Raw genomic sequence first — 23,216 nt, 5'->3', positions numbered from 1 at the left:
CTCGGGGAAATGACCTTCCGCCAGAAGGAGTTGGCAGGCTAAAGGCTGATCTGAGTAACGGCGTCACTCGATCGCCCAAACTGACACCCCCAGCTTGCGTGCCTTGTCGACCAAATTGGCATTGATGCCATTGCCCGGGCAGGCGACCACGGCCTTGGGCAGCGCTTCCAGCATCTGATCGTTGCGCCGGAATGGTGCCGCCTTCTTGAACCGATTCCAGTCCGGCCGGAACGCGACATGTGTGATCTTGCGATTGCGCGCCCATAGCGAAGCGATGTGTTCGCCGCCGGTGGGATTGCCGCCGTGGAACAGGACCATGTCTGGATATTTGGCGAGCACCTTGTCCAGGACAGCCCATATCCGGTTGTGGTTCTGATAGTCAGGACCGGACGTAAACGCGATGCGCGTGCCCACCGGAAGCAGCGGCTCAGTCTCTGAGCGACGCTTCGCAGCTAGAAAATCCCGGCTGTCGATCATGGCGGCTGTCATAGTGCGATGATTTACGAGTGACCGGGTGCGCGGGGTCCAGGCCTTGCGGAAATGCAATTCGAACTGGTCTCCGGCGGCATCACGCATAAATTCCATGGCGTTGCGGCGTTCGATTAAGCCGGTGCCTTCGCGAAGCAGGCGTTCGAGTTCGACCGACATGACCTCGGAGCCATCCTGCTCGCGCTGGCTGCGCTTCTGGGCATCTTCATTGTCGTCGAGCTCGCGCTGGATCCGGCCTTCTGCGCGGTGGAAGAGGTTGGCAAGCGACCAGCACAGGTCCTCCAGATCGGGTTCGAGCCTGGTGTCGATCATGGTGGCGATGAGGGCATCGAACATGTCGGCGACGGCGCCAGCGGCGATGCGTTCTTCGGGGAGCGGTCGCGGGTCGGCTTCGTCTGAGAAGGGGCGATAGCCATAGAGCGCGATTTCATCGAGGAGATGGGCTGTGGCAGAGGTTTCGTGTTCGGGTTCTGAATCGGGCGTGATGGTCATTGCGTTGGTCCTTGGGGCCTTGGGACCGGGCACCTTGCCCGGCCTTCATGGGCGTCCCTCTGACCGGCTGCTGCGAGGCCGCACCCTTGTGGCCGAAGCGCAGCGGAGGATGGCGGGCGGGGGGCTATTTTGGTTCGCGATGGAAAGGCGCGGATGCGCCGCCGGAAAATAGCCGCATGACCGCCATTGCGGCCTCGCGGCCGCCGGTCTCTCGGACGCCGCTCGAAGGAGGCCGGGCTGGGCCAGGTCTTGGGTCAAGTCCAATGCACGCCGCCATCGCCCATCCTTCAACCCCGTATCGGCTCAGCCAATATCGACGGAAAAGCGTGTCTGATCCTGCTGTCGGAGATGATGGCGGACCCGTTCCGCCAGTGCAGCAACGCCATGCTGGCGGAGGTCGTCATTGAAGTCAGCGAGGTCCGGCATGAGTGATACGAGTTCGATTCCTCCTGCCTGTGTGCGCTCAGTCAGGACGCCAAACGCTGCGTCGCCGGCAGCATCCAAGTCACGTGCGACGTAGAGACGCCGAAGTGTTGGCGGAAACAGGATGGCGGCAAGGTGGGCTGACGAGGTTGCGGCTGCCATCGGCATGGTTGGCAGAACTTCGCGCAACGACAGCATGGTTTCGATGCCTTCGCCTGCGATGATGACATCATCCACAGCACCGAACCTTACGGCGTTGCCGAGGATGTTGCCCATCGCCCTGCGCGGCGATGCGACTTTGGCCTTCGCGCAGCCGGATGGATCGAGCCAGGTGCGATGGGTGCCGGTCTGCAAGCCGTCGCTGTCGGTAACTGCTGCGATCAGCGCCGGGAATGCGCCCGCAGTTACTGGATCATCGTTCTCGTTTGGTCTGTAGTAGCATCGCGGATGAAAGCGCAGGGCTGGCAGGTCGGATACGCGTGTGATGCCACGTGATCGCAGGTAGGCGCTCGCCATTGATCCAGTCAGTGGTTTCGAGGCGGCAAATAGGCGTATGGCAGCGGTCGTGGATCCTGCGCGCGCGGGCGTGGCGAATGACGCGGCACTGCGCTGATCGTCCGAAGCCGATGGTGGCAGGCTGAGGAAGCGTTCGGCTTCCTCAATGGTTTCGGACAGGCGCCCATGCCGCTGGTTGAGCCGGATGAGATCAACGAGATCGCCATACTCGCCGGTTGCGGCATCGACCCAGTTGCCGATCACGCCGCGTTCGGTTTCGAAGAGGCGGACATAGAGACTGCGCCCGGGCGTTCCCGCGACATCGCCAACCATCCAGTAGCGGCCTTCTCGCCTGCCTGCGGGCAGATAATGGCGGCAAACGGCCTGCACGTTCTGCGCAAGCCGTTCCGACATTTCTGCCGCGCGCGTGGAGAGCTTGGCCATGTCAGGCCGCTTTCCGGTCGGCGATGCGCGTCAAAGGGTGCCGTTCGAACAGCCGCTCGATCACCGCCGACCCTTTTACCATGTCATCAGGCACGAACAGACGCAGCTTCCAGCTGACGATCTCGGAGAACAGCCCCATGGCCTTGAGCCGGTCGACCGCCGTCGAACCAAACCCGGTGAGTTCGATCCGGTTCACCTGCATGAGCCGAGACCGGCGCAATTGCAGCCCATCGGCAAGGTCGAGCACCGCGTGCCCTTCACGCAGCAATGCGAGTGCCTGGGGTGGCGATAACACTGGCGCGTCTGGCTTGGCCGTCGCATTCGCTGCCCATGCTGCGGAAACCTTGCGCCCGACGATGCGGGTGCCATCGTCGGTCTGGAGCCGGTAGACACGGGTCGATTCTTCGGGAAGCTGCTTCCAGATGGGGAGTAGCAGGCCGGTGACGATGTGCAGTTCGCTTGTCGTGAATTCATCGACATGCGCCACCTCTTCTTGCCAGATTGTCGCGAATGTCCGCTCGTCCACCTCATCCCAGTGGGTCTCGGGCAGATGGCTATGGGCAAAGTTCAGCCGCTCCATCGGCCGGATCAGCCGGACGCGGCGTTCAACTTCGCCATCGTCGAGCATGACGCTGCGAGCCGGCAGCTGGACTGCAGCGCGCCGCGAGCGGGCATTGACCAACAGCCGCGCGGCGGGTTCACGCCGCAGTTCGAGCGCCCGCTCGAGCGAGACCGGCTGGTTGCGCTCCTTCATTGAAATCGTCAGCAACCGGGTCTCTGCGCCCGTGGCCGGATGGACGTAGATCGGCTCACTAGCTGTTACGGTGAAGCTGTCGGCGGTTAGCGTTTCCAGCCCGAGATCGTAACTGCCCGCCGCGATTGCGCTTTCAACTTTGGCGCTGAGCAACTGCTCGAACACCGTGAACAGCACATTCTGCATGTCGATGGTGAGTGCCAGCAGCCGGTTCAGGAAAGTCGTGATCGGCGGCAGTTCGTCCTTGAGGCACCCGCTACTGTCGGTCAGCGACAGGCCGGTCGTGCTTTCGAAGGTCGCGAGCGAGCATCGCTCGACCTTGCCCGCATAGAGCAGCACATAGAGCTGGCGCAGCGCATCGCGGGCATAGGGGCTTTCGAGATTGTCTTCGGGGCGGAACAGCCCCTGACCACCGGTCTGCCGCTGTCCGCGCGTGATTGCACCCAGAGTGTCGAGCCGCCGCGCGATTGTTGAGAGGAAGCGTTTCTCGGCCTGGACATTGGTGGCCACCGGCCGGAATAGCGGCGGCTGCGCTTGATTGGTGCGATTGGTGCGGCCCAGGCCCTGGATTGCGGCATCGGCCTTCCAGCCTGCTTCCAGCAGATAGTGATGGCGGAGCCGCTGGTTCCTCGCGCCCAGATCGGCATGGTAGCTGCGTCCAGTGCCTCCGGCATCGGAGAATACGAGGATTTGCTTGCGATCCTCCATGAATGCCTGCGCTTCGGCGAGGTTGGCATGGGTAGGCCGGTTCTCGACCGCGAGCCGGTCACTATTCGCGTCGACCCTGCGGACGATCCGCCGCGATCGACCAGTTACCTCGGCCACCATATCCGTCCCGAACCGCTGGACGATCTGGTCCAGTGCGCCTTGCACCGGCTCCATCGATGCCAATTGTTCGATCAGCCGGTCGCGCCGCTGACAAGCCTCGCGGCACTGCACGACATTGCCATCCTCGTCATAGGCTGGCCTCGACGCGAGATTGCCGTCGCCGTCGGTGAAGCTCTCGTGAAGCTGGGTCGGGAAGCTGTGGAGGAGGTAATCCAGAACATATTCGCGTGGCGTGATATCGACCTGAATGTCGTTCCACTCTCCCGGATCGATGTCGGCGAGGCGGCGCGACAGCAGCGCTTCCCCCGTCGAGACGATCTGCACCACAGCGGCGTGGCCATCGGCGAGGCCCTGCTCGATCGCGGCGATCAGCGTTGGCGTCTTCATCGCCGTAATCAGATGATTGAAGAAGCGCTGCTTGGCGGATTCAAACGCCGAGCGGGCCGCAGACTTGGCCTGTGCGTTGAGCGTGCCTTCGCAGCTCGTGACGTTGGCGGCCTCCAGCGCTGCGTCCAAGTTGTTGTGGATGACCTGAAACGCCCCGGCATAGGCATCATAGATGCGGACCTGGTCCGGTGTCAGCTGATGCTCGACCAGCTCATATTCGACGCCTTCGTAGGAAAGCGAACGGGCGGCATAGAGGCCGAGCGATTTCAGATCGCGGGCCAGCACTTCCATCGCTGCGACCCCGCCCGCTTCGATGGCCGCAACGAAATCGGTGCGCTTGTCGAAGGGAAAGTCTGCGCCGCCCCACAGGCCGAGCCGCTGAGCATAGGCAAGGTTCTCGACCGTGGTGGCCCCGGTTGCAGAGACATAGACGACCCGGGCATCGGGCAGTGCATGCTGCAGGCGCAGTCCGGCACGTCCCTGCTGCGAGGGGGCGCAATCGCCCCGTTCGGATTTGCCGCCGCCGGCATTCTGCATGGCATGGCTCTCGTCGAAGACAATGACCCCGTCGAAGTCGGTCCCCAGCCAATCGACAATCTGCTGGACCCGGGAAACACGGTTTTCGCGCGCGTCGGAGCGTAGCGTGGCATAGGTCGTGAAAAGGATGCCTTGCTCGAGCCGGATCGGCGTACCCTGGCGGAAGCGGGCGAGCGGCGTGACCAGCAAGGGCTCTTGCCCCAGAGCCTTCCAGTCGCGCTGCGCATCTTCTAGCAGCTTGTCGGATTTCGAAATCCAGACTGCGCGCGTTCGGCCCTTGAGCCAATTGTCGAGCAAGATCCCTGCAACCTGACGCCCTTTGCCAGCTCCGGTGCCATCACCGAGGAACCAGCCCTTGCGGAACCGGACGGCCGTGTCGCAATCATCGGGCGCGGCTTCCACCTTGTCCCAGGTCGCATTAACGGACCAGCTGCCGACGAGATGGTCGGCATGGGCTTCGCCCGCATAAATGACCGATTCGAGCTGGGCATCCGACAGCAGCCCCTGTTCGACTAGGCCAGCTGGCAGATGAGGACGATAGCTCGGCTTGGGCGGCGCGACCGAGGACATCGCGGCTGATTGCACCAGACGCGTCGGATGGGGCTGAGCGCCCGCGATGCGGATCGATTGAAGGGTGTAAGGCTCATAGAGCGTTTCGGAGAGCTTGCCGTCGGTCGGAGGACACCAGTCGATCACATCATAGTCGAGCGGCACGCCGGATGTCGCAGCGATAGGCGCTGCAGCCAGTCTCGGCTTTGAAATGGCTTTGATCGCTAGTGTATGACGGGCAGCGACCAGTGGCTGAAGAGCTGACGCGGCAATGGGCTGCCGCGGCGGGAGGCTGTCGGCCAACCAGCGCAGCAGGATCGCGAGATCGGGAGCCATGCCTCGCGATGCCGGAAATTGTGCTGGATTGTCTGCCGGGAGCTTGTCGATCACGGTCAGCCGGGTTTCGATCGTAGTGCCGTGCGGTGCAAACACGCTGCCTGCAATGGCCGCGCTGAACACGACCCGTGCCTTGTCCTGCATCCGGATGAAGCCATCCCGCCATGCCTTGTGATCCGGCGCGCAGTTTGCACCTGTGATCGCCACGAGCCGTCCACCGTCGGCAAGCCGCGCGACAGCCGATGACAGATGCCGGATGGCTGCGTCGGCCACACGGGCTTCAACATTCAGCGCCGCAGAGAATGGCGGGTTCATGATGATGCAACTCGGCACCACAGCTGTATCGAGCCGGTCGTGGATCTGTGCGGCGTCGTGCATGGACAGGAGCGAGCCTGCGAACAGGTTGCCAAGCAGGGCGGCACGCGCGTCGGCGACTTCGTTCATTGCCAATCTGCATCCTGCCAGTTCAGCTTGGATGGCCAGCAGTCCCGTGCCTGCAGAAGGTTCGAGCACCAGTTCGCCTGGCAGAAAGCCCGCAGCAAACCCGGCCACCCATGCTAGTCCCAGTGGCGTCGAGAATTGCTGGTAAGCCTGCATTTCCTCGCTGCGCCGAGTTTGCGTGGGGGCGAGCCGGGCAATCCGTTCGACAAGTTTCAGCCGTTCGAACGGATCGGCGGTCCTTGCGTGGATCGCCGGGCCGTAGCGGCGCATGAACAACAATTGCGCGACCTCGACGGCTTCATAGGCGGTCTTCCAGCTCCAGGCTCCGGTCGCATCGCTTGCGCCAAAGGCGGACTGCATGGCGGTGCGAATGGCAGGCGTGTCGATCCGGCGACCAGCGGCAAGGTGGCCGAGCAGGTCATGGGCTGCGGTGATGATCGCGGTAGCGGTTTGCTGCGGGCACACAGCGGCATGCGGGCGCGCGGAGGCCCCCGCCAAAGGCGAGTTGGTCATGTCGGAATTCCTTCAATGAAGTTGGGGAGGTGGTGCCGGATCAGGCGGGCGGAATGTAGGCCTCGTAGGGATTGCCCGGTGCGAGGTGCCCGAACGGTGTCATCACATAGTCGTCGGCATCGCGGCCAACGGCGCAAAGAACGTAGCGGGTTTCGCCGCTGGCAACCTCGGTGCATTCCATCAACGCGAGATCGCCCGCTTGTGCCGCTTGCAGCAGCGTCTCGAAATTGGCGCGGGCATGGTCAGGAATTGCCATGGCAAGGCTCCTTCATCGGTGAGGGGGGGAAAGACGCGCGGGGCGACCGGGGCCGCCCCGCGCGGGCGAAGTTCATTCGGCAGCGATCGCGAAAGCGTCGCCGGCGTCCGGCTGTCCGGCATCATCCGCGAGGAATTCGGGCAGGTCGGCGATTCCAGCTTCATCTGCTTCGATGACCGGCAACCGCAGGGGTTCCGGCAACCAACCGGTGCCGCCCAGCAGCCGTTCGGCCTCGCGTGCCATGTCACCCTTTTTGAGATGTTCGATCAGGGCGACGGTCGCATCGCCCTTGGCTTCGCGGACCGCTTCGATGATCCGGGGCTTGGTCACCCGCCCGAGGTAGTTGTCGACCGTTGGCGTCCAGCCAGCCTCGGCCATGTCGAGCCCGACTGCTGCTGCCAGAGCATCGGCGGCGGCAATGCGCTGCGCCACGCCATGCGCCGAGATGCGTCCCTCATAGCCCTTGCTCGGCTCAAACAGTGCGTTGACGCCGTGGCTGACACAGTGGGCGAGCAGTGCCATCTGCTCATCCTGCGGCATTGCGGCGAGGGTGTCCCACAGCGGCTGTGGTTCATCCGGCAGCTTTTCACCCCAATGGTCATGCCGCTCCTGGATCGACTGGCTCCAGGCACTCTCGCGCAAGTTCGATGCGACATTGCCGAGCCAGGCCTGGGTGACGCCGATTTGCACACAGCCATGAGTCCCGTGGGGACGGAACACCGATAGGACGAGCGCATGGAGAAGGGCGAGGAACGCCGCCTGCGGAGCGTTGGCCAGTGCATCGCGTAGCGCGAGGGTGCGTTCAGCAGTGAGTTCGGAAACGAGCCTGTCAGGTAGCGGCTTGATCGCCTCATCTTCGTCGTCGTCACCACCGATTGGCGCCGCTTGCCCTGCCACGGTGACTGTCGCGCCGGCGGACACGTCTGCGTTGGCACCGTTCGTACCGTCATTCTGGCCTTCAGCGACGGGTTCATCTTCAGGACGGACATAGCCGCGGTCGATCCGCAGGCGACCATCGTGGGTCAGCGAAATGAACACGCCGGCGCGGGCCATGTCGTCCGGATCGTAAACCGTGGGACGACTGTCCAGGGCGGTCAGTTCGGCATCGATTGCGGTCAGCCGGGCATCGACTTCGTCAGGAAGGTCGCTGCCATCGCCGTAGTCGTCGCCAATGCGGTCATATTCCTCGACCAGCACATCGCGCCGTGCCTGCTCGTCGTTGGTTAACGGAACGGTCGTGCCGACGATCCGGAGTTTGCCGCGCTCGCAGCCATAGGGCAGGTCGACGGCGGCCTCGACCCATTTCCAGCCTTCTGCACCGATTTCCTGTGCGAGTTCCGACAGCTTTTCGCTCACCAGCAATTCGACCAGTGCGGGATCCTGCAACCATCCATCCTCGTCCGACGAAAACAGGTCGCGCAACACATAGCCGCCAGCCTCGGTGTAGGCGCCAATGCCGATGAACCGGACACGGCGGTCACTTGCGGAAATCGCATCTTCGGTCAGCAAGCGGCGGATGTGGTAGGCGGGCACATGGTGTCCCTGGTTAACCTGGTCCCAGACCTGCTCCTGGCGCACATGGTTGTCGGTGACCGAGAAGGCCATGAGCTGTTCGAGCGTCATGCCGTCCTCGCCATAGGCCTCAAGCAGGGTGGGCGAGACTGAGGCGAGCCGGAGGCGCTGGCGTACGGTCGAGACAGAGACGAAGAACCGCGCGGCGATGTCCTCCTCGGACAGGCCGGCTTCGATCAGCGCGGTGAAGGCACGGAACTGATCGAGCGGATGCAGCGCAACGCGCATGACGTTTTCAGCGAGCGAATCCTCTTCAGCGATCCCCGCTTCGCGCACGACGCAGGGGACCGGCTGATCCTTGGCCATCCGCTTGGTCTTCACCAGCAGTTCGAGGGCCCGGAAACGGCGGCCACCGGCCGGCACTTCGAACATGCCGGTTTCCTTGCCGTCGGCGTCAAGCACGGGGCGGACGTTGATGCTCTGGAGCAGGGTCCGGCGATAAATGTCCTCGGCCAGATCCTCGATTGAAAGGCCGGCTTTCACGCGCCGCACATTCTTCTGGCTCAGCATCAGCTGCGAAAACGGGATGTCGCGCGAGGCGCTGAGCACGAGCTTGGGCAGTGTCTTGGTCATGGGGTTTCTCCATGACGGGCCGCCCGAAAGACTCTCTCTCAGGCCCGAACCCGTCACGAAGCGAAGCGCCGCCCTCTCACTCTGAGAAGGCAGCGCAACGCATCAGTAACGGGCTGAGCCCTGCAGGCTTAGTGCATCCGGTCGAGCAGCTTCTTTGCCTTGCCCTCCATGTCGAGCCGGGCGTCCTGATGGGCCTTGGACCGCGCCAATGCGGTAATGCCCTGCACGAAATCGAAGATCGATTCCGGCGGGCGGCCTTCCTCGGCCAGCACGGTCTCGATGATCCGGCCGGTTTCAGCCTTGGAGAACCCGCGCGCCCGGAGGAAATCCTGCCGGTCTTCGTCGCTGCGGGCGACAATTCGCTCTCGGGCAGTCTTGATGCCGTTGACGAACGGCTGCGGCGAGGAATTGGCAAAGTTCACCAGCGCCGGTTCGGCTTCGTGGGAAAAGCGGTTCGCGGCATATTTGCTGTGGCGGATGCTGATCTCTTCGAAGTCCTCCACGCCCCACAGGTTCCGGTTCTGGCAGACCGCGCGCAGGTAGAAGCTCGCCATGCCGAGCGTCTTGGCGCCGACCTCGGAGTTCCAGCAATAGAACCCGCGGAAGTAGAGATCGGGCGATCCGTCGGGCAGCCGCCCGGCTTCGATCGGGTTGCAATCATCGACCAGAAACAGGAAGACGTCGCGATCCGACGCATAGAGCGTGGTCGTATCCTTCGAGATGTCGACGTTAGGGTTGTAGACCCCGGTCGACCAGTCGAGCACGCCCGGGACCTTCCAGCGTGTGTCGCCGGTGCCGTTGCCAGCGATCTTCTGCACCGCTTCGACAAGCTCATGGTCGTAGATCCGGCCGTAGTCGGGGCCGGTCACGGCGCGCAGTTCGAGGCGGCCATTGTCGGTTTCGAGCGTCTTGATCTGCTCGGCCCGGTGGGAGGTCAGCCCATATTGCAGATTGATCGCGGCGAGCGGGGCCGGAAGTTGGCGCAGATAGGCAGCAGGAGCGCCGACCTGGCTGGCCAGTTGCCCAAAGCTCCAGTGGGTTGGCGTCACCGGTGCCTCGGCACCCGGCAACATGAGAGCCAAGCGTTCCGGATCATTGCGGTTTGCTTCGACATGGATCAGCGCCGTCTCGACCACGCGCGTCCGGCTCCGGTCAGACCGACCGCGCACTGATCGGGCCAGATCGTCAAGTGACAGAAACCGCTCATCATCTGGGCGCGAGAACCACTCCGACGACACCCGACCCACGCGCGAGCCGCGCGAGACATCCACCTTGTAACCGCCGGTTGGGTCGCGGCGCGTATCGAGAACCTGCATATCCATGGGAAATCTCCATGACGGCTGGCCGGGAGCCTCTCTCTCCTCCCTCATCCCGTCACGGCGTAGCCCGCCAGACTCTCACTCTCTCCCCTCAACGCTTACAACCGCGCGAGCTGCCAGCGAGATCGCCAAAGCAAGAAACTGCACCCTGAAAGAGGCGGAGCATCGTGTCATCGCTCGCGCAGGCCGAAAGGCGGGGCCTGTCGGCTTTCCCGGCCTGCGCTTTGGGCCATTTCCGCCAGATCAGAGTGCGTGCGGGGCCCCATGGGTCAGACACCGCGCACTCAGGAGAAGGGCAGGCAGCCCTGCGGGACAGAGCGCGTCAGCAGCCCCGCTCTTCGTTTCGGGGCGTTGCGGGGTGTCCCCGCAGAGGTGGGTGTGAAGAAGACGCGCAGCGGCTTCGACTAGGGAGGAAACGTCCTCCCGCACATCGAAAATCAGGCCTCTACGCCAGGCTACGAAACACGTTGATTACGTGGCGATTACGTGGCTCTCGACAGCCCCTTGGGAGGGGTGTATATTTGCACCTAAGCCGTTGAGAAGTTTGGTGGACGCACTAGGGCTCGAACCTAGGACCCGCTGATTAAGAGTCAGCTGCTCTACCAACTGAGCTATGCGTCCATCGGGCGGTGTTTGACCGCTCGGCTTTGGTCTGGTGGCCAAAGCGAGGCGCGCCGCTATCATGGCTGGCGCGGCTTTGCAACGGCTTTTCGTGCACTCAACCAAAGGGCCGCCGCGCGCCGCTCTTGTCGCGCTGGACCGCCAATATGATGCCGACGCACAGCATGATCGTCAGCATCGACGAGCCGCCGTGCGAGAAGAGGGGCAGGGGGATGCCCACGACGGGCGCCAAGCCCATCACCATCATCAGATTGACGGCGATGTAGAAAAATATGGTCATGGTCAGCCCTGCCGCCGTCAACTGGCCAAAGCGGGTCGACGCCCCCAGCGCGACCCGTGTGGACCAGCGCAGCAGCAGGAAATAGGCAAAGCCGAGTGCCAGGCCGCCAATCAGTCCCCATTCTTCGGCCATGGTGGCAAAGATGAAGTCGGTGTGCCCTTCGGGCAGATAATCAAGGTGGCTTTGCGAGCCGTTCAAAAAGCCTTTGCCATCGAGCCCGCCCGAACCGATGGCGATTTTCGACTGGGTGATGTGATAGCCTGCGCCGAGGGGATCTTCCTCTGGATTAAGGAAAATCAGCACCCGTTTCTGCTGATAATCGTGCAGCAGGCTGAACAGGATCGGCAGCGCGGCAATTCCGGCAACGCCAACGCTGACAAACCACCACAGCGGCAGACCGGCAAGGAACATGACCACGACCCCGCTGGCGATGATCGACAGCGCCGTGCCAAGGTCGGGTTGCAACATCACCAACGCGGCCGGAATGCCGATCAGCACCAATGCCGGGCCAAGAGCACGGACCCGCGGCGTTTCCGCAGGTGGCAACATGCTGTAAAAGCGTGCCAGCGCCAGCACAATGGCAACCTTCATCAACTCCGAAGGCTGCAGGTTCATAAAGCCGATGTTGAGCCAGCGCTGGCTGCCGCCGCGCACCGCGCCGGCTACTTCCACGCCGAGCAGCAGGACGGCCACGCCGGCATAGGCCATGAAGGACAGCCGCGCCATCAACTCCAGCGGGATGAAAAAGCCGATGATCAGCGCCATTGTCAGAAAAATGGCAAAGCGCATGCCATGGGTCAGCGCCCAGGGCGTGAAGCTGCCCCCCGCCGCCGAATAGAGCACGATCATGCCGAAGCAGGCGATGAACAGCAACGTCGCGATCAATCCCCAAGGGTAGCGGCGCAAGGTTTGCGGCACCGGGATCATGGTGTTTCGACCTCGCTGGTGTCGATCGACAGGCCCTGAAAACCTGCAAAATCGCGCGCCATGCGCGTCGGAATATCGCCGCCCCAACCCTCTTCCAGCGTCGCCAGCGATGCCATCGCCTGCTCGCGGTCATAAAGGAAAGTGAAAATATCCTTGGCGACCGGCGCCGCAGCGCGCGCGCCGCCCATCCCATGTTCGATAATCACCGCCGCAGCGTACCGCGGGTTGTCGGTCGGAGCAAAGCAGACAAACAGGCCATGGTCGCGGTAACGATAGGTTCCGCCCTGGCCCCGTGAACCCGAAGCCAGCCCGCGCACCTGCGCCGTTCCGGTCTTGCCCGCCAGCTTGATGCCGTCGAGATCGAGCCGGCTGCGCACCGCCGTGCCATTGCCATTGACCACGCGGTCCATGCCCGAGTGGACAATGGCCAGATGTTCAGCTGAATAGGGCAGGGATTTGACCAGTTCGGGTTTGCGCGCGACCAGACTGGGGTAAAGCGCCTTGCCCGATGCGATGCGCGCGGTGCTGACCGCCAGTTGCAGCGGATTGACGATAACATAGCCCTGGCCAATCACCGCGTTCAGCGAGTCCGACGCGGTCCAGGCTGAATCATATTTGCGCTGCTTCCACGCGCTGTCGGGGATGGTGCCATAGCGCTGGTTCGCCCCGCTGATGCGGAAATCCTCTCCCAGCCCCAGCGTGCGGGCAACCGGCGCAATGCGGTCATAACCCAGCCGGTGCGCCATGGTGTAGAAATAGGTGTTGCAGCTCTTTTCGATCGCGGTCGGCATGTCCACCGGACCGTGGCGCCCGAGACAGCGGAAAAAGCGGCTGCCCAGCCGATATCCGCCAGGGCAGGTGATGCGTTCGGCGGGATCGACACCCGCCTCTAGAATTGCCAGCGCGGCCATCGGCTTGAGCGTCGATCCGGGCGGATACAGCCCGCGCGTCGCCTTATTCAGCAATGGCTTGCGGTCGGTATCGCCATTCAGCCAGGCCCATTCCTTTTGCCCGATACCATCGGAAAAGCTGTTGGGGTCGAAACAGGGCATGGAAACAAAGGCGATGATGTCGCCGGTCAGGCAGTCGATGACCACGGCCGCGCCCGATTCGCGGCCCATGCGCCGCGCCGCATAATCCTGAAGGTCGCCATCAATCGCGAGGTGCAGCGTATCGCCCTGCGTGTCGGGCTGGGTGTCGAGTTCGCGGACGACTTTGCCGCCTGCGGTCACTTCGACGCGCTTGGCCCCGGGCTTGCCGCGCAAAAATGGTTCAAAATAGCGCTCCAGACCATCTTTGCCGGTTTTGAAGCCAGGCGTGACATACAGGGGATCGCGGGCCTTTTGATATTCCTCGGCGGTCGGCGCGCCGACATAGCCGAGCAAGTGGCCCACGGCCGCCCCGGCGGGATAGTTGCGCGCAAAACCGCGCGCCGGGGCAACGCCGGGCAGGTCGGTAATGCGCACGAGGATCGAGGCAAAGCGGGCTTCGTCCAAATTCTCGGCAACCGGAACGGGCTGAAAGCCTTCCGCCTTGTCCAGATCGCGCCGAATGCGCTGCACCGTGTCGGCATCCAGCCCCAGAAGTTGCTGGAGATCGGCGATAATTTTCGCTTTGTCCCGCACCCGGTCGGGGATCAGGTCGATCCGCAGGCTGACGCGGTTGTTGGCGAGCGCCTTGCCGCGCTTGTCGACGATCCAGCCGCGTCTCGGCGGGATCAGCGTCAGGTTCAGGCGGTTGCTTTCGGACTCAAGAACATAGCGCTCGCTGTCGATGATCGAGATATAGGCCATGCGGGCTGCCAGCGCGCCGCCGATCGCCATCTGGATGCCGCCCACCAGCATGGTGCGCCGGGTGAAGGTGAACCCGCGCCATGCCTCGGTAACCGGGGGGGCTTTGCCAAATTTGCCGAACATCGCCGTGCTATCGCCGGAACAACCGGATCCTGTCCAGCCATGCCGCGACGCGGACCATCATGGGGAAGAGCAGGATGCTGGCGGCAATCTGAAGTCCGACCAGACCGAGGAGCAGCGATATCTGGGCACCGGGATGCGCCAGTGCCGCGCCAGCAACGATAATGATGCTGGTCGCCACCGCAGCAATCATCCAGTCTTGCCAATATCCGCGCCAATAGGTGCGCTGGTCGATGAAATCGATGACCAGCAGCGCGATGGTCCACAACCCCATCGCGGCACCGACTGGCTGGCCCGACATCAGATCATCCCACAGCCCGAGCGGCAACCCGATCCACACCGGCCACAGGCTGGGGTGCAGCAGCCGCCATGCGAGGAACAACAGCAGGCCAAGCGGCGGCAAATAGGCCCATGCCGCTATCAGCGGCAACATCATTGGCAGCGCCGAGGCAAGCAGGACCGAGACGATCGGAATCGCCTGGAGTCGCAATTGCGATGGCGGTTCGCCAATGCGTTGCGGGGCCAGGCTGCTCATGGCGCGATTTCGCTGGCGCCGCTGGTGGCGGCATAGGCGGGCAGGACCGCGACAATGTCGACCTTAGCCGGGTCGGCGAGGGGGCGCGCCACCGCGCCATCATTCTGCAGCCGCACCACCAGTGCGACAGGGATGTTGGGACGGTAAATCCCTCCGGTGCCCGACGTCACCAATATGTCGCCGGGCTTGAATGGATTGTCGGCCAGATTGAGCGTGCGGATATCCAGCTCGCCATTGCCGCGCCCGCTTGCCAGCGCGGGCAGACCGTCGCTGGCGCGGCGCAGCGGCACGATATTGTCGCTGTCGGTCAGCAACAGCACGCGCGCGGTGGTTGGTCCGCTATCGAGCACGCGGCCAATCAGCCCGTCCGCCGCGCGTACCGGCATCCCGGGCCGCACACCGCGGTTGCGCCCGATGCTCAGAATGGCAAGGCGTCGGCTGCTGGTCGGGTTGGACGTTAGCAAATAGCCGTTGGCAATGCCGCCGCTGCCTTGTTCACCGAGTTTCAGCAAAATACGCAGCTGGCGGTTTTCCTCGGCCAATGTGCTGGCTTCAACCAGATCGCGTTGCTGTTCCTCGACCTGACGGCGCAGCCGCTGGTTCTGGCTGCCGGCTGCGAAATAGGCGGTAATGCTGTCGCTGAGCCCCGACGCTGTCCCGGTCACCGATCGCGTCAGGCGCGCGACCGGGCTGACCGCTTCCTGCGCGGCTGTACGCAGCGCGGCAAAACCAACCGGGTCGGCAATCGACAAAATTGCAAGCAACAACCCCACGACCGCGCCGACCATCGCCACGACATAGGCGATGAACAGCCGGACTTGGGCTTTGCGGGATTGCCCCGGTCGAAGCTGAGCCGGGCGGAGCATGGCGGCAGGCGGGCTCCGTTCAGGCTTGCAGCAACACGCCGCGGAACGCCGGGTCTTCCATCGCCCGGCCCGTGCCGATGGCGACGCAGGTTAGCGGGTCTTCGGCGACGGTCACGGGCAGGCCGGTTGCATCGCGCAGCATTTCATCCAGCTCACGGATCAGCGCGCCGCCGCCGGTCAGGACAATACCCTGGTCGACGATATCGGCGGCGAGCTCGGGTGCCGTGTTTTCCAGCGCGATACGCACACCTTCGATAATTGTCCCGATGGGTTCGGACAGCGCGTCAGCAATTTGCGCCTGGTTGATCGAAATTTCCTTGGGCACACCGTTGACGAGGTCGCGGCCCTTGATCTGGATAATCAGCCCGGTGCCGTCGGCGGGGGTGCGGGCAATGCCGAAATCCTTCTTGATCCGCTCGGCGGTGGCTTCGCCGATCAGCAGATTGTGGTGGCGGCGGACATAAGAGACGATGGCTTCGTCCATTTTGTCGCCGCCGGCACGCACCGAGGTGGAATACGCAACGCCGCGCAGCGAGAGCACCGCAACTTCCGTGGTGCCGCCGCCAATATCGACGACCATCGACCCGATGGGTTCGGTCACGGGCATGTCGGCACCGATGGCAGCAGCCATGGGTTCCTCAATCAGCCACACCTGGCTGGCGCCGGCATTGCTCGCGGCGTCGCGGATGGCGCGGCGTTCGACGCTGGTTGACCCCGACGGCACGCAGATGACGATTTCGGGATGGCTGATCAAACTGGGCTTGCCGCCATGCACTTTGGTAATGAAGTGTTTGATCATCTGTTCAGCGACATCGATGTCGGCGATCACGCCATCGCGCAGCGGCCGGATGGCCTCGATACTGTCGGGCGTCTTGCCCATCATCAGCTTGGCGTCATCACCCACGGCCTTCACGCGCTTGATGCCGTTGATCGTTTCGACCGCAACGACCGAAGGTTCGTTAAGCACAATGCCGCGCCCGCGCACATAAACGACGGTGTTGGCGGTGCCGAGGTCGATGGCCATGTCTTGTGAGGAAAATTTGAACCAGCGCGAAAAAAACGACATTTTTGTTTCTGCTTTCCTGTCCGGGCGGTGGCGGGATGGGCCGCGCTCCGATGCTGTTTGACGCTGCGTGACGGTCCGTCAACCGGACTGACCGGTGTAACTGCCCGAAAATAGCGGTCTAGCGCCAGTCAGAGGGGCATTTGCGGTCAAAGTTTGCGGGTGGGTCGCGCTTGGGGTGCGACTGCGCTAGGGCAGGGCGCATGTCAATACGCCGCTTGCCGGAATCGCTGGTGAATCGCATCGCTGCGGGCGAAGTGGTCGAACGTCCGGCGGCTGCGCTCAAAGAAGTTGTGGAAAACGCGATTGACGCAGGGGCGAGCCGCATCGCAGTCCGGCTCAGCGAGGGCGGAATCGCGCAGATGGTGGTCGAGGATGACGGGTGCGGGATGTCGCCCGCTGACCTCGCACTCGCGCTGGAACGCCACGCCACCTCAAAACTGCCTGACGAGGCGATTGAGAATGTCGTCACCTTGGGCTTTCGCGGTGAGGCGCTGCCCAGCATCGCCAGCGTGGCGCGGCTGACCATCGAGAGCCGCCCTGCTGGTGCAAGCGGCTGGCGCCGTGTTGTCGACAATGGCGTTGTGGTTGACGAAGGCCCAGCGGCGCTGCCCCCCGGCACGCGCGTGACCATTGCCGACCTGTTCGCCCGCGTGCCGGCCCGCCGCAAATTTCTGCGCAGCGCGCGCGGCGAATATGCCGCCGCGCTCGATGTGATGCGGCGGCTCGCCATGGCGCGGCCCGACATCGCTTTTGCGCTCGAGCATGACGGGCGCCGCATATTTGATTTACAGGCAAGCCAAGCGCGCGAGGAGCGCGTCGCGCTGCTGGTCGACCGTGCGCTGGCAGACAATGCCATTTTGGTTGATCTGGTGCGCGAGCATGTCCGCATCAGCGGCGTTGCCAGCCTGCCAACCTTTAATCGCGGCGTCGCTGACCACCAATATCTGTTCGTCAACGGTCGGCCGGTGAAGGACCGCCTGCTGGTCGGCGCATTGCGCGCTGCCTATGCCGACTTGCTTGCGCGCGACCGGCATCCGGTGGTGGCGCTGTTCATCGATCTGCCTGGCAGCGAGGTCGATGTGAACGTCCATCCCGCCAAGACCGAGGTGCGCTTCCGCGATCCGGCGCTGGTGCGTGGGTTGATTGTAGGTGGTCTGCGCCGGACGCTGAACGAGCAGGGAATTCGCAGCGTCCAGCGCCCGGCGGCGGGGATGGAGGCGGCGTGGCAGGCTGAACCCGTGGCGCCAACCCCAGCCTTCGGTGCATTGTTTGCCCGGCCGTTTGATCGCGAAGCGGGTGAGCTGCATGTCGCCGAAGCGCGCCGCGACTGGGCCGCAGCCGACGTGCTGCCGCAGGGTCGTGCCGAGGTGGCAACAGCGCCGCCCCCGGTCAGCACCGACCACCCGCTGGGCATCGCGCGCGGGCAGATTGCCAACACCTATATTGTTGCCGAGGCCGAGGATGGGCTGGTGCTGGTCGACCAGCACGCCGCGCATGAGCGGCTTGTCCTTGAAGGGCTGCGCGCCGGCCTCGCGGGGCAGGGGGTCGCTGTCCAAGGTCTGCTGCTGCCCGAGGTGGTCGAGCTTGATGAGCCTGCCTGCGACCGGCTGGAGAGCGCGGCGGGTGAGTTAGCGAAGCTGGGGGTCGAGATCGAACGCTTCGGACCCGGCGCGGTCGTTGTGCGCGGGACGCCGGCGCTGCTCGGCAATCCTGATGCGCAGCGGCTGGTGCGCGATATTGCCGACGATCTGGCGGGGTTTGACTCCGCGCTGGGACTTGCCGAGCGGATCGACCATGTCGCCGCAACCATGGCCTGCCACGGCTCTGTCCGCGCCGGGCGTGTGCTGAACGTCGCCGAAATGAACGCGCTGCTGCGCCAGATGGAGGTCACACCGCGCTCGGGCCAGTGCAACCATGGGAGACCGACGTGGGTGAAGCTGTCGATGGGCGATGTCGAGCGGTTGTTCGGGCGACGCTAAGCTAAGTCGCTCAAAAAAATTATCATCGCCGCAGTTTGGTGCAGTTGAAGTGTGGCCAGCGCTTTCGGCACTTGAATGACTTCAGGACCTTGCCCATGGCCTGCAACCTTATTCCGTGTTGTCGGCACGCTGCTCTCAAGCAGCGTCCGTAGGCCGTCAAACTGACTCTGCATGTAGGGTGGAACCAGCTCGTTCTCGAAAAGCGACGCGATCAATATCTTTGCATTGGGGTTGGGCGGCAGTTGCCAGCCTTTTCGCTCAGCAATTGTTTTGATTACACTCTCAAAAGACTTGAGGCAGTCGATCAAACAATCCTTGTATGACCCATCGCGGTAAGCTTGATGCGCTTCTCTAAATTCTTGATTAGCACCAGAAAAACGACTTTCGGATAAAATCCGTAGTGCAGGTAGCACAATTTCTGAATGCGCAAATTCGTTCGCCTTTTCTACGATCTGCCCATTGACTAACTCGAATCCAATGCCGTTTTCAAAGAGTCTTGCGTTCAATATGGCAATCGAATCCGTAAGATTTTGGCTTGTACGATGGATCGAATTTTTTCTGATCCAATTCACGGTGAAGAAATTCCAAAATTCAATCGTGTCTAAAATTCTATCAATCGAAGCAAGATGATTAAAGTAAAGTTGCAATTCATCGTGTGGGTCATGATGATTTATTTCTGCAAGTTTATATACTCCTAATTCCTCACGCAAAGAATCGACAACTTTATCCCATATCTTATAAGATGATCCCGACGTGTAATAATCTGCTGCTCTATCCATTATCATGAACAGAGAAATTTTTAGATTGTTTGGAATGGCGTCGTACGTGAATACGTCCGGCGAGGCTGTGTCGAGAATGCGTTTACGGCGACTATATACGGGTGGAAGAGTCATCTGGCCAACTCACAAGATCTCGGCAATAATTTGGATTCACATTGGTTCGATTGAAATTACGAACACAATGGCAACATTGCAAGATCAAGCTAAGCCGACAGCTTAACCCCCGCCTCATCGCGCGCCACCACCGCCGTCATCCGCCGTGATAGGGCATTTTCGCGCGTGCGCACTTGATCGACCACCATGAAATGCGTCTGCCACGCCTCAGGCGTCACTTCGCATACCAGATAGCCGCGCTGGTCGTTGGCGAATTTGAGTTCGGGGTTGAACTTCATCCATTCATCGGTGCCGGGGCGGACGTCCTGGCCATTGCCGCCGCTGCTGATCGAGGTGGCGACAAATTCGCCGCCGACGATTTTGTCGCGGTGCACCAGATTGCCGCAGAAATTCTGGTGCTCGTCGCCCGTCAGCACGATGACATTCTGTCGGCCCGCCATGCGCGCGAGCAAGCGCTGGCGCGGCGCTTCATAGCCCGCCCAGCTGTCCATGTTCAGTATGCGCGCGGGTTCCTCCGGGCGGCGGCGGCGGTCGAGGCTCATCATCGTGACCTGCTGCGCCAGCGCGTTCCAAACATGGTCGCGGTTCGCCAGGTTGCGTGCCACCCACGCCTCCTGCTCGGCACCCAGCACCTGCGCATTCTTGCCATCCACCTCGGCGCAATGCGGCTTGAACCCGTCGCCGCACGGCTGATCGGTGCGATAGAGGCGCGTGTCGCAGATATCGACATGAGCAAGACGGCCATATTTTAGGTCGCGGTACATTTGCACCACGCCGCCGCGCGGCAGCTGTGATTTGCGCACCGGCATATGTTCATACCAGGCCTGAAACGCCGCCGCGCGGCGCAGCGCGAACAATTCGGGCGGGGTGCCATCCTCGTCGATATCGGTCACCCAATTGTTATCGACTTCATGATCGTCATAGCTCGACACAAAGGCATGCGCGGCGTGCGCGCGGATCAAATCGGGGTCCGATTTCACCTGCGCATAGCGCTGACGATAGTCGCTCAGGCTGTAGGTGGACTGGCCGAGCGGGCGGCGCACGGGCTCCACCAATGCGCCGCTGAAGAAATTCGACGACACTGCCCCCACGGCATATTCGTAGATATAGTCGCCATAATGATAGACGAAGGCGAGGTCGGCCTCATTCGACAGGTGGCGGAACGCGCCATAGTAACCGTCCTCGAACCGCTGGCATCCGGCGACGCCGAATTTCAGGCGGGCAACATCGGCGCTGGCGAGTGGCAAAGTGCGCGCTTGTCCCCGGAAGCTGCGCTCGCCGCCTGCGGTGAAGCGGTAAAAATAGGGCCGGTCGGGCTGCAACCCCGCCACCTCGACATGCACTGCATGCGCCAGCTCGGGTCGCGCGATGGCCTCGCCCGATTGCACGATGGTCTCAAAGCGCGGGTCGCTTGCGACTTCCCACTGCACCGGCATCGGGAACATGGCCATGCCGCCATCGGGTGTCAGTGGCTCGGGCGCAAGGCGCGTCCAAATGACGAAACCATCGGGGGCAGGATCGCCCGCCGCCACCCCGAGCGCAAAAGGATAGCTGCGCCAGCGGTTCTGTGCGTGGAGGATAGCGGGTGCGGCGATGCCGCTCGCGGCGGCCCCGGCGATGAACAGACGGCGGTTGAACATGGCGCTTCCTTCGCTCCCCGGCGAATCGGGTTCGGAAGCCTTTAGCCTATCGGCGGCATGCGACAATGACAGCCGCTCGCGTGTCAGAAATCGGTGGCGATCGCCATCGTCGAGGACAGGCCGTCGAGCGGCACAATGCAGCCAAGACAGCTACGGCCGGATCCCGAGCGCTTCTTTTCGCGGGTCTCGGCGGGCTTGCGCTCCTTTGCCTTGGGTGGCGCGGGATTGGCCGCCTGACAGCCATTGTCCATCGCTGGTGACGCAACAGCTATTGGCACGCTCAACGCGCCGATCAGAGTGGTTCCCGCAGCAGCAAGGATCAATCGTTTCCCCATGGCGTGAAACTGCCCTGAATTAACGCCCCTTGTCAACCACATGGTCAAACGTTGAATTTGAAATGCAGCACATCGCCATCAGCGACCACATACTCCTTGCCTTCCTGCCGCAATTTGCCCGCCTCGCGCGCCGGGCTTTCGCCGCCCAATGCGACATAGTCGGTGAAAGCAATGGTTTCGGCGCGGATGAAGCCGCGCTGCATATCGCTGTGAATCTCCCCTGCCGCCTCGGGGGCCTTTGCGCCCTTGTGCACGGTCCACGCCCGGGCTTCTTTTGGTCCGACGGTGAAGAAGGTGATAAGGTCGAGCAACGCGTATCCCGCACGAATGATGCGCGCGAGGCCCGCTTCGCTGAGCCCCAGCGCTTCCAGAAACTCGCCGCGCTCTTCGGCAGGCATGGTAACGATTTCGGCTTCAATCGCCGCCGACACGACGACCGCTTGCGCGCCCTCGGCAGCCGCCTTGGCGAACACGCGCGCGCTATGCACATTGCCCTCGGCTGCTGCAGATTCTTCGACGTTGCAGACATAAAGCACGGGTTTGGACGTCAGCAACTGCGCCTGTTTGAAGATGCGTGTCTCGTCATCGCCCTCGGGCACGGTCAGTCGCGCCGGTTTGCCCTCGCGCAGCAATTCCAGGGCGCGCCCCAGCACGGCGGCCGCAGCCTTGGCCTCCTTGTCGCCCTGCGCGGCCTTTTTCTGGAAGGCGGGCACGCGCTTTTCCAGGCTCTCCATATCGGCGAGCAGCAATTCGGTTTCGACCGTTTCGGCGTCGGCGATGGGATCGACCTTGTTTTCGACATGCTGGATGTCGTCATCCTCGAAACAGCGCAGCACATGGACGATGGCATCGACCTCGCGGATATTGCCAAGGAACTGGTTGCCGAGGCCTTCGCCCTTGGACGCGCCGCGCACCAAGCCTGCGATGTCCACAAACGCCAACTGAGTAGGGATGATCTTCTGGCTTGAAGCGATCGCCGCCAGCTGGTCGAGCCGCGGATCGGGCACCGCGACATTGCCGACGTTGGGTTCAATCGTGCAAAACGGATAATTGGCCGCCTGCGCCGCCTGCGTCTCGGTCAGCGCATTGAACAGGGTCGACTTGCCGACATTGGGCAGACCGACGATGCCGCATTTGAAACCCATATACCCAATCCTTTCGCGGAATGGCCCACTAGGCGGCTGCGGCGCGAAAGGCCAGTCCAACTTATTCTGCGAAGGCGTCCACGCGGAAGGTCATGGCAAAAGGGAACTGATCTTGGGGGCTAACAAGGAAAAAACTGCGCTCGCTTTGGAATATCGCAGCGCAAAATCCGTCAAATCGTGGGTCCAGATTGTTGGTCACTGTTGTGCAGTTTCGGCCAACGCCGTTCGCATCGACCTCAAAGGAAAAATCAAGGAAGTTGAATGGCTTTGCTCCGGTGGGAAACCCGGCACTGCCAAATTCCTTGTCACCCGATGGACCCAGCGCCGCTCGGATATGCAAAATTTGTCGGCCTTTACGCGCTTGCCCAAACATCAGCGCCAACGTCTCAGACCTACCAAACAGATCACAAATCGGGAATTCCTCAATCATTTCGCCGATCTTGGTGCTGACGCATTGGTTGACGTTGCCGTCTGTGCCTAAATCGACACGCGCCGTAACACCCTGGAATGTCAGTGGGATTTGCGATGTGACATCATTTGCGGATTCTGTGTCAGGCTGCCCCAACATTAGGAGTATCGGAAGGATCATTCGGTTCGCTCCTTGGGCC

The 23,216-nt window shown here is 62.5% G+C and carries 17 protein-coding genes and 1 tRNA gene; 1 reads left to right on the top strand and 17 read right to left on the bottom strand.

Annotated features, from left to right (window positions below):
- Positions 1-63: 63 nt before the first annotated feature.
- From AC2TC0_RS10390 to AC2TC0_RS10335, 12 genes are all read right to left on the bottom strand, one after another.
- A complete protein-coding gene (locus AC2TC0_RS10390) occupies positions 64-981 on the bottom strand; it encodes a DUF2493 domain-containing protein (protein WP_484717420.1) in 918 nt (305 codons plus the stop codon).
- 303 nt (positions 982-1,284) lie between these two features.
- Positions 1,285-2,343, bottom strand: coding sequence for a DUF7146 domain-containing protein (locus tag AC2TC0_RS10385; RefSeq protein WP_484717419.1), 1,059 nt, complete (start codon positions 2,341-2,343; stop codon positions 1,285-1,287).
- Position 2,344: 1 nt separating this feature from the next.
- Positions 2,345-6,688 (bottom strand): strawberry notch-like NTP hydrolase domain-containing protein, encoded by a 4,344-nt coding sequence (locus AC2TC0_RS10380; RefSeq protein WP_484717418.1) that lies wholly within the window; start codon positions 6,686-6,688, stop codon positions 2,345-2,347.
- A 40-nt stretch (positions 6,689-6,728) separates the two neighbouring features.
- The gene (locus AC2TC0_RS10375; RefSeq protein WP_484717417.1) at positions 6,729-6,944 is read right to left on the bottom strand and encodes a DUF6117 family protein; all 216 of its coding nucleotides are present in this window, start codon (positions 6,942-6,944) and stop codon (positions 6,729-6,731) included.
- 72 nt (positions 6,945-7,016) lie between these two features.
- Positions 7,017-9,089, bottom strand: coding sequence for a ParB/RepB/Spo0J family partition protein (locus tag AC2TC0_RS10370; protein WP_484717416.1), 2,073 nt, complete (start codon positions 9,087-9,089; stop codon positions 7,017-7,019).
- Between the two features lie 128 nt (positions 9,090-9,217).
- On the bottom strand, positions 9,218-10,411 hold the full coding sequence (locus tag AC2TC0_RS10365; protein ID WP_484717415.1) for a DUF932 domain-containing protein: 1,194 nt from the start codon (positions 10,409-10,411) through the stop codon (positions 9,218-9,220).
- A gap of 542 nt (positions 10,412-10,953) precedes the next feature.
- Positions 10,954-11,029 (bottom strand) — tRNA-Lys (locus tag AC2TC0_RS10360).
- A gap of 97 nt (positions 11,030-11,126) precedes the next feature.
- A complete protein-coding gene (gene rodA / locus AC2TC0_RS10355; RefSeq protein ID WP_484717414.1) occupies positions 11,127-12,236 on the bottom strand; it encodes a rod shape-determining protein RodA in 1,110 nt (369 codons plus the stop codon).
- Positions 12,233-14,152 carry a penicillin-binding protein 2 gene (gene mrdA / locus AC2TC0_RS10350; protein ID WP_484717413.1) on the bottom strand — a complete coding sequence of 640 codons (1,920 nt, stop codon included), beginning with the start codon at positions 14,150-14,152 and terminating at the stop codon, positions 12,233-12,235. The genes rodA and mrdA overlap by 4 nt, the downstream gene beginning before the upstream one ends.
- A 7-nt stretch (positions 14,153-14,159) precedes the next feature.
- Positions 14,160-14,684, bottom strand: coding sequence for a rod shape-determining protein MreD (locus AC2TC0_RS10345; protein WP_484717412.1), 525 nt, complete (start codon positions 14,682-14,684; stop codon positions 14,160-14,162).
- On the bottom strand, positions 14,681-15,550 hold the full coding sequence (gene mreC, locus AC2TC0_RS10340) for a rod shape-determining protein MreC (RefSeq protein WP_484717411.1): 870 nt from the start codon (positions 15,548-15,550) through the stop codon (positions 14,681-14,683). The genes AC2TC0_RS10345 and mreC overlap by 4 nt, the downstream gene beginning before the upstream one ends.
- A 19-nt stretch (positions 15,551-15,569) precedes the next feature.
- Entirely contained in the window at positions 15,570-16,616 is a 1,047-nt protein-coding gene (locus AC2TC0_RS10335) for a rod shape-determining protein (protein WP_484717410.1), read from the bottom strand.
- A 200-nt stretch (positions 16,617-16,816) separates the two neighbouring features.
- Between AC2TC0_RS10335 and mutL the strand changes: the two genes are divergently transcribed.
- Positions 16,817-18,595 (top strand): DNA mismatch repair endonuclease MutL, encoded by a 1,779-nt coding sequence (mutL, locus tag AC2TC0_RS10330; RefSeq protein ID WP_484717409.1) that lies wholly within the window; start codon positions 16,817-16,819, stop codon positions 18,593-18,595.
- On the opposite strand, the gene AC2TC0_RS10325 is transcribed toward mutL, so the two are convergent.
- The 5 genes from AC2TC0_RS10325 to AC2TC0_RS10305 form a co-directional block, all read right to left on the bottom strand.
- Complete coding sequence (locus tag AC2TC0_RS10325; RefSeq protein ID WP_484717408.1) at positions 18,592-19,488, bottom strand: STM4504/CBY_0614 family protein; 897 nt, start codon at positions 19,486-19,488, stop codon at positions 18,592-18,594. The genes mutL and AC2TC0_RS10325 overlap by 4 nt on opposite strands.
- Positions 19,489-19,577: 89 nt before the next feature.
- Positions 19,578-21,128, bottom strand: a complete 1,551-nt coding sequence (locus AC2TC0_RS10320) for an alkaline phosphatase D family protein (RefSeq protein WP_484717407.1) — start codon at positions 21,126-21,128, stop codon at positions 19,578-19,580.
- Between the two features lie 83 nt (positions 21,129-21,211).
- A complete protein-coding gene (locus tag AC2TC0_RS10315; RefSeq protein WP_484717406.1) occupies positions 21,212-21,463 on the bottom strand; it encodes a hypothetical protein in 252 nt (83 codons plus the stop codon).
- Between the two features lie 44 nt (positions 21,464-21,507).
- Complete coding sequence (gene ychF, locus AC2TC0_RS10310) at positions 21,508-22,608, bottom strand: redox-regulated ATPase YchF (RefSeq protein WP_484717405.1); 1,101 nt, start codon at positions 22,606-22,608, stop codon at positions 21,508-21,510.
- A gap of 61 nt (positions 22,609-22,669) precedes the next feature.
- Entirely contained in the window at positions 22,670-23,197 is a 528-nt protein-coding gene (locus tag AC2TC0_RS10305; protein ID WP_484717404.1) for a hypothetical protein, read from the bottom strand.
- Between the last annotated feature and the right edge of the window lie 19 nt (positions 23,198-23,216).

Source organism: Sphingopyxis sp. sgz302558 (assembly GCF_057220455.1).
This window is presented reverse-complemented; position numbering and strand designations above follow the sequence as displayed.

Excerpts from the sequence above, each read along its gene's own strand:
- AC2TC0_RS10390 (WP_484717420.1), bottom strand. The coding sequence starts at position 981 with ATGACCATCACGCCCGATTCAGAACCCGAACACGAAACCTCTGCCACA.
- AC2TC0_RS10385 (WP_484717419.1), bottom strand. The coding sequence starts at position 2,343 with ATGGCCAAGCTCTCCACGCGCGCGGCAGAAATGTCGGAACGGCTTGCG.
- AC2TC0_RS10380 (WP_484717418.1), bottom strand. The coding sequence starts at position 6,688 with ATGACCAACTCGCCTTTGGCGGGGGCCTCCGCGCGCCCGCATGCCGCT.
- AC2TC0_RS10375 (WP_484717417.1), bottom strand. The coding sequence starts at position 6,944 with ATGGCAATTCCTGACCATGCCCGCGCCAATTTCGAGACGCTGCTGCAA.
- AC2TC0_RS10370 (WP_484717416.1), bottom strand. The coding sequence starts at position 9,089 with ATGACCAAGACACTGCCCAAGCTCGTGCTCAGCGCCTCGCGCGACATC.
- AC2TC0_RS10365 (WP_484717415.1), bottom strand. The coding sequence starts at position 10,411 with ATGGATATGCAGGTTCTCGATACGCGCCGCGACCCAACCGGCGGTTAC.
- rodA (WP_484717414.1), bottom strand. The coding sequence starts at position 12,236 with ATGATCCCGGTGCCGCAAACCTTGCGCCGCTACCCTTGGGGATTGATC.
- mrdA (WP_484717413.1), bottom strand. The coding sequence starts at position 14,152 with ATGTTCGGCAAATTTGGCAAAGCCCCCCCGGTTACCGAGGCATGGCGC.
- AC2TC0_RS10345 (WP_484717412.1), bottom strand. The coding sequence starts at position 14,684 with ATGAGCAGCCTGGCCCCGCAACGCATTGGCGAACCGCCATCGCAATTG.
- mreC (WP_484717411.1), bottom strand. The coding sequence starts at position 15,550 with ATGCTCCGCCCGGCTCAGCTTCGACCGGGGCAATCCCGCAAAGCCCAA.
- AC2TC0_RS10335 (WP_484717410.1), bottom strand. The coding sequence starts at position 16,616 with ATGTCGTTTTTTTCGCGCTGGTTCAAATTTTCCTCACAAGACATGGCC.
- mutL (WP_484717409.1), top strand. The coding sequence starts at position 16,817 with ATGTCAATACGCCGCTTGCCGGAATCGCTGGTGAATCGCATCGCTGCG.
- AC2TC0_RS10325 (WP_484717408.1), bottom strand. The coding sequence starts at position 19,488 with ATGACTCTTCCACCCGTATATAGTCGCCGTAAACGCATTCTCGACACA.
- AC2TC0_RS10320 (WP_484717407.1), bottom strand. The coding sequence starts at position 21,128 with ATGTTCAACCGCCGTCTGTTCATCGCCGGGGCCGCCGCGAGCGGCATC.
- AC2TC0_RS10315 (WP_484717406.1), bottom strand. The coding sequence starts at position 21,463 with ATGGGGAAACGATTGATCCTTGCTGCTGCGGGAACCACTCTGATCGGC.
- ychF (WP_484717405.1), bottom strand. The coding sequence starts at position 22,608 with ATGGGTTTCAAATGCGGCATCGTCGGTCTGCCCAATGTCGGCAAGTCG.
- AC2TC0_RS10305 (WP_484717404.1), bottom strand. The coding sequence starts at position 23,197 with ATGATCCTTCCGATACTCCTAATGTTGGGGCAGCCTGACACAGAATCC.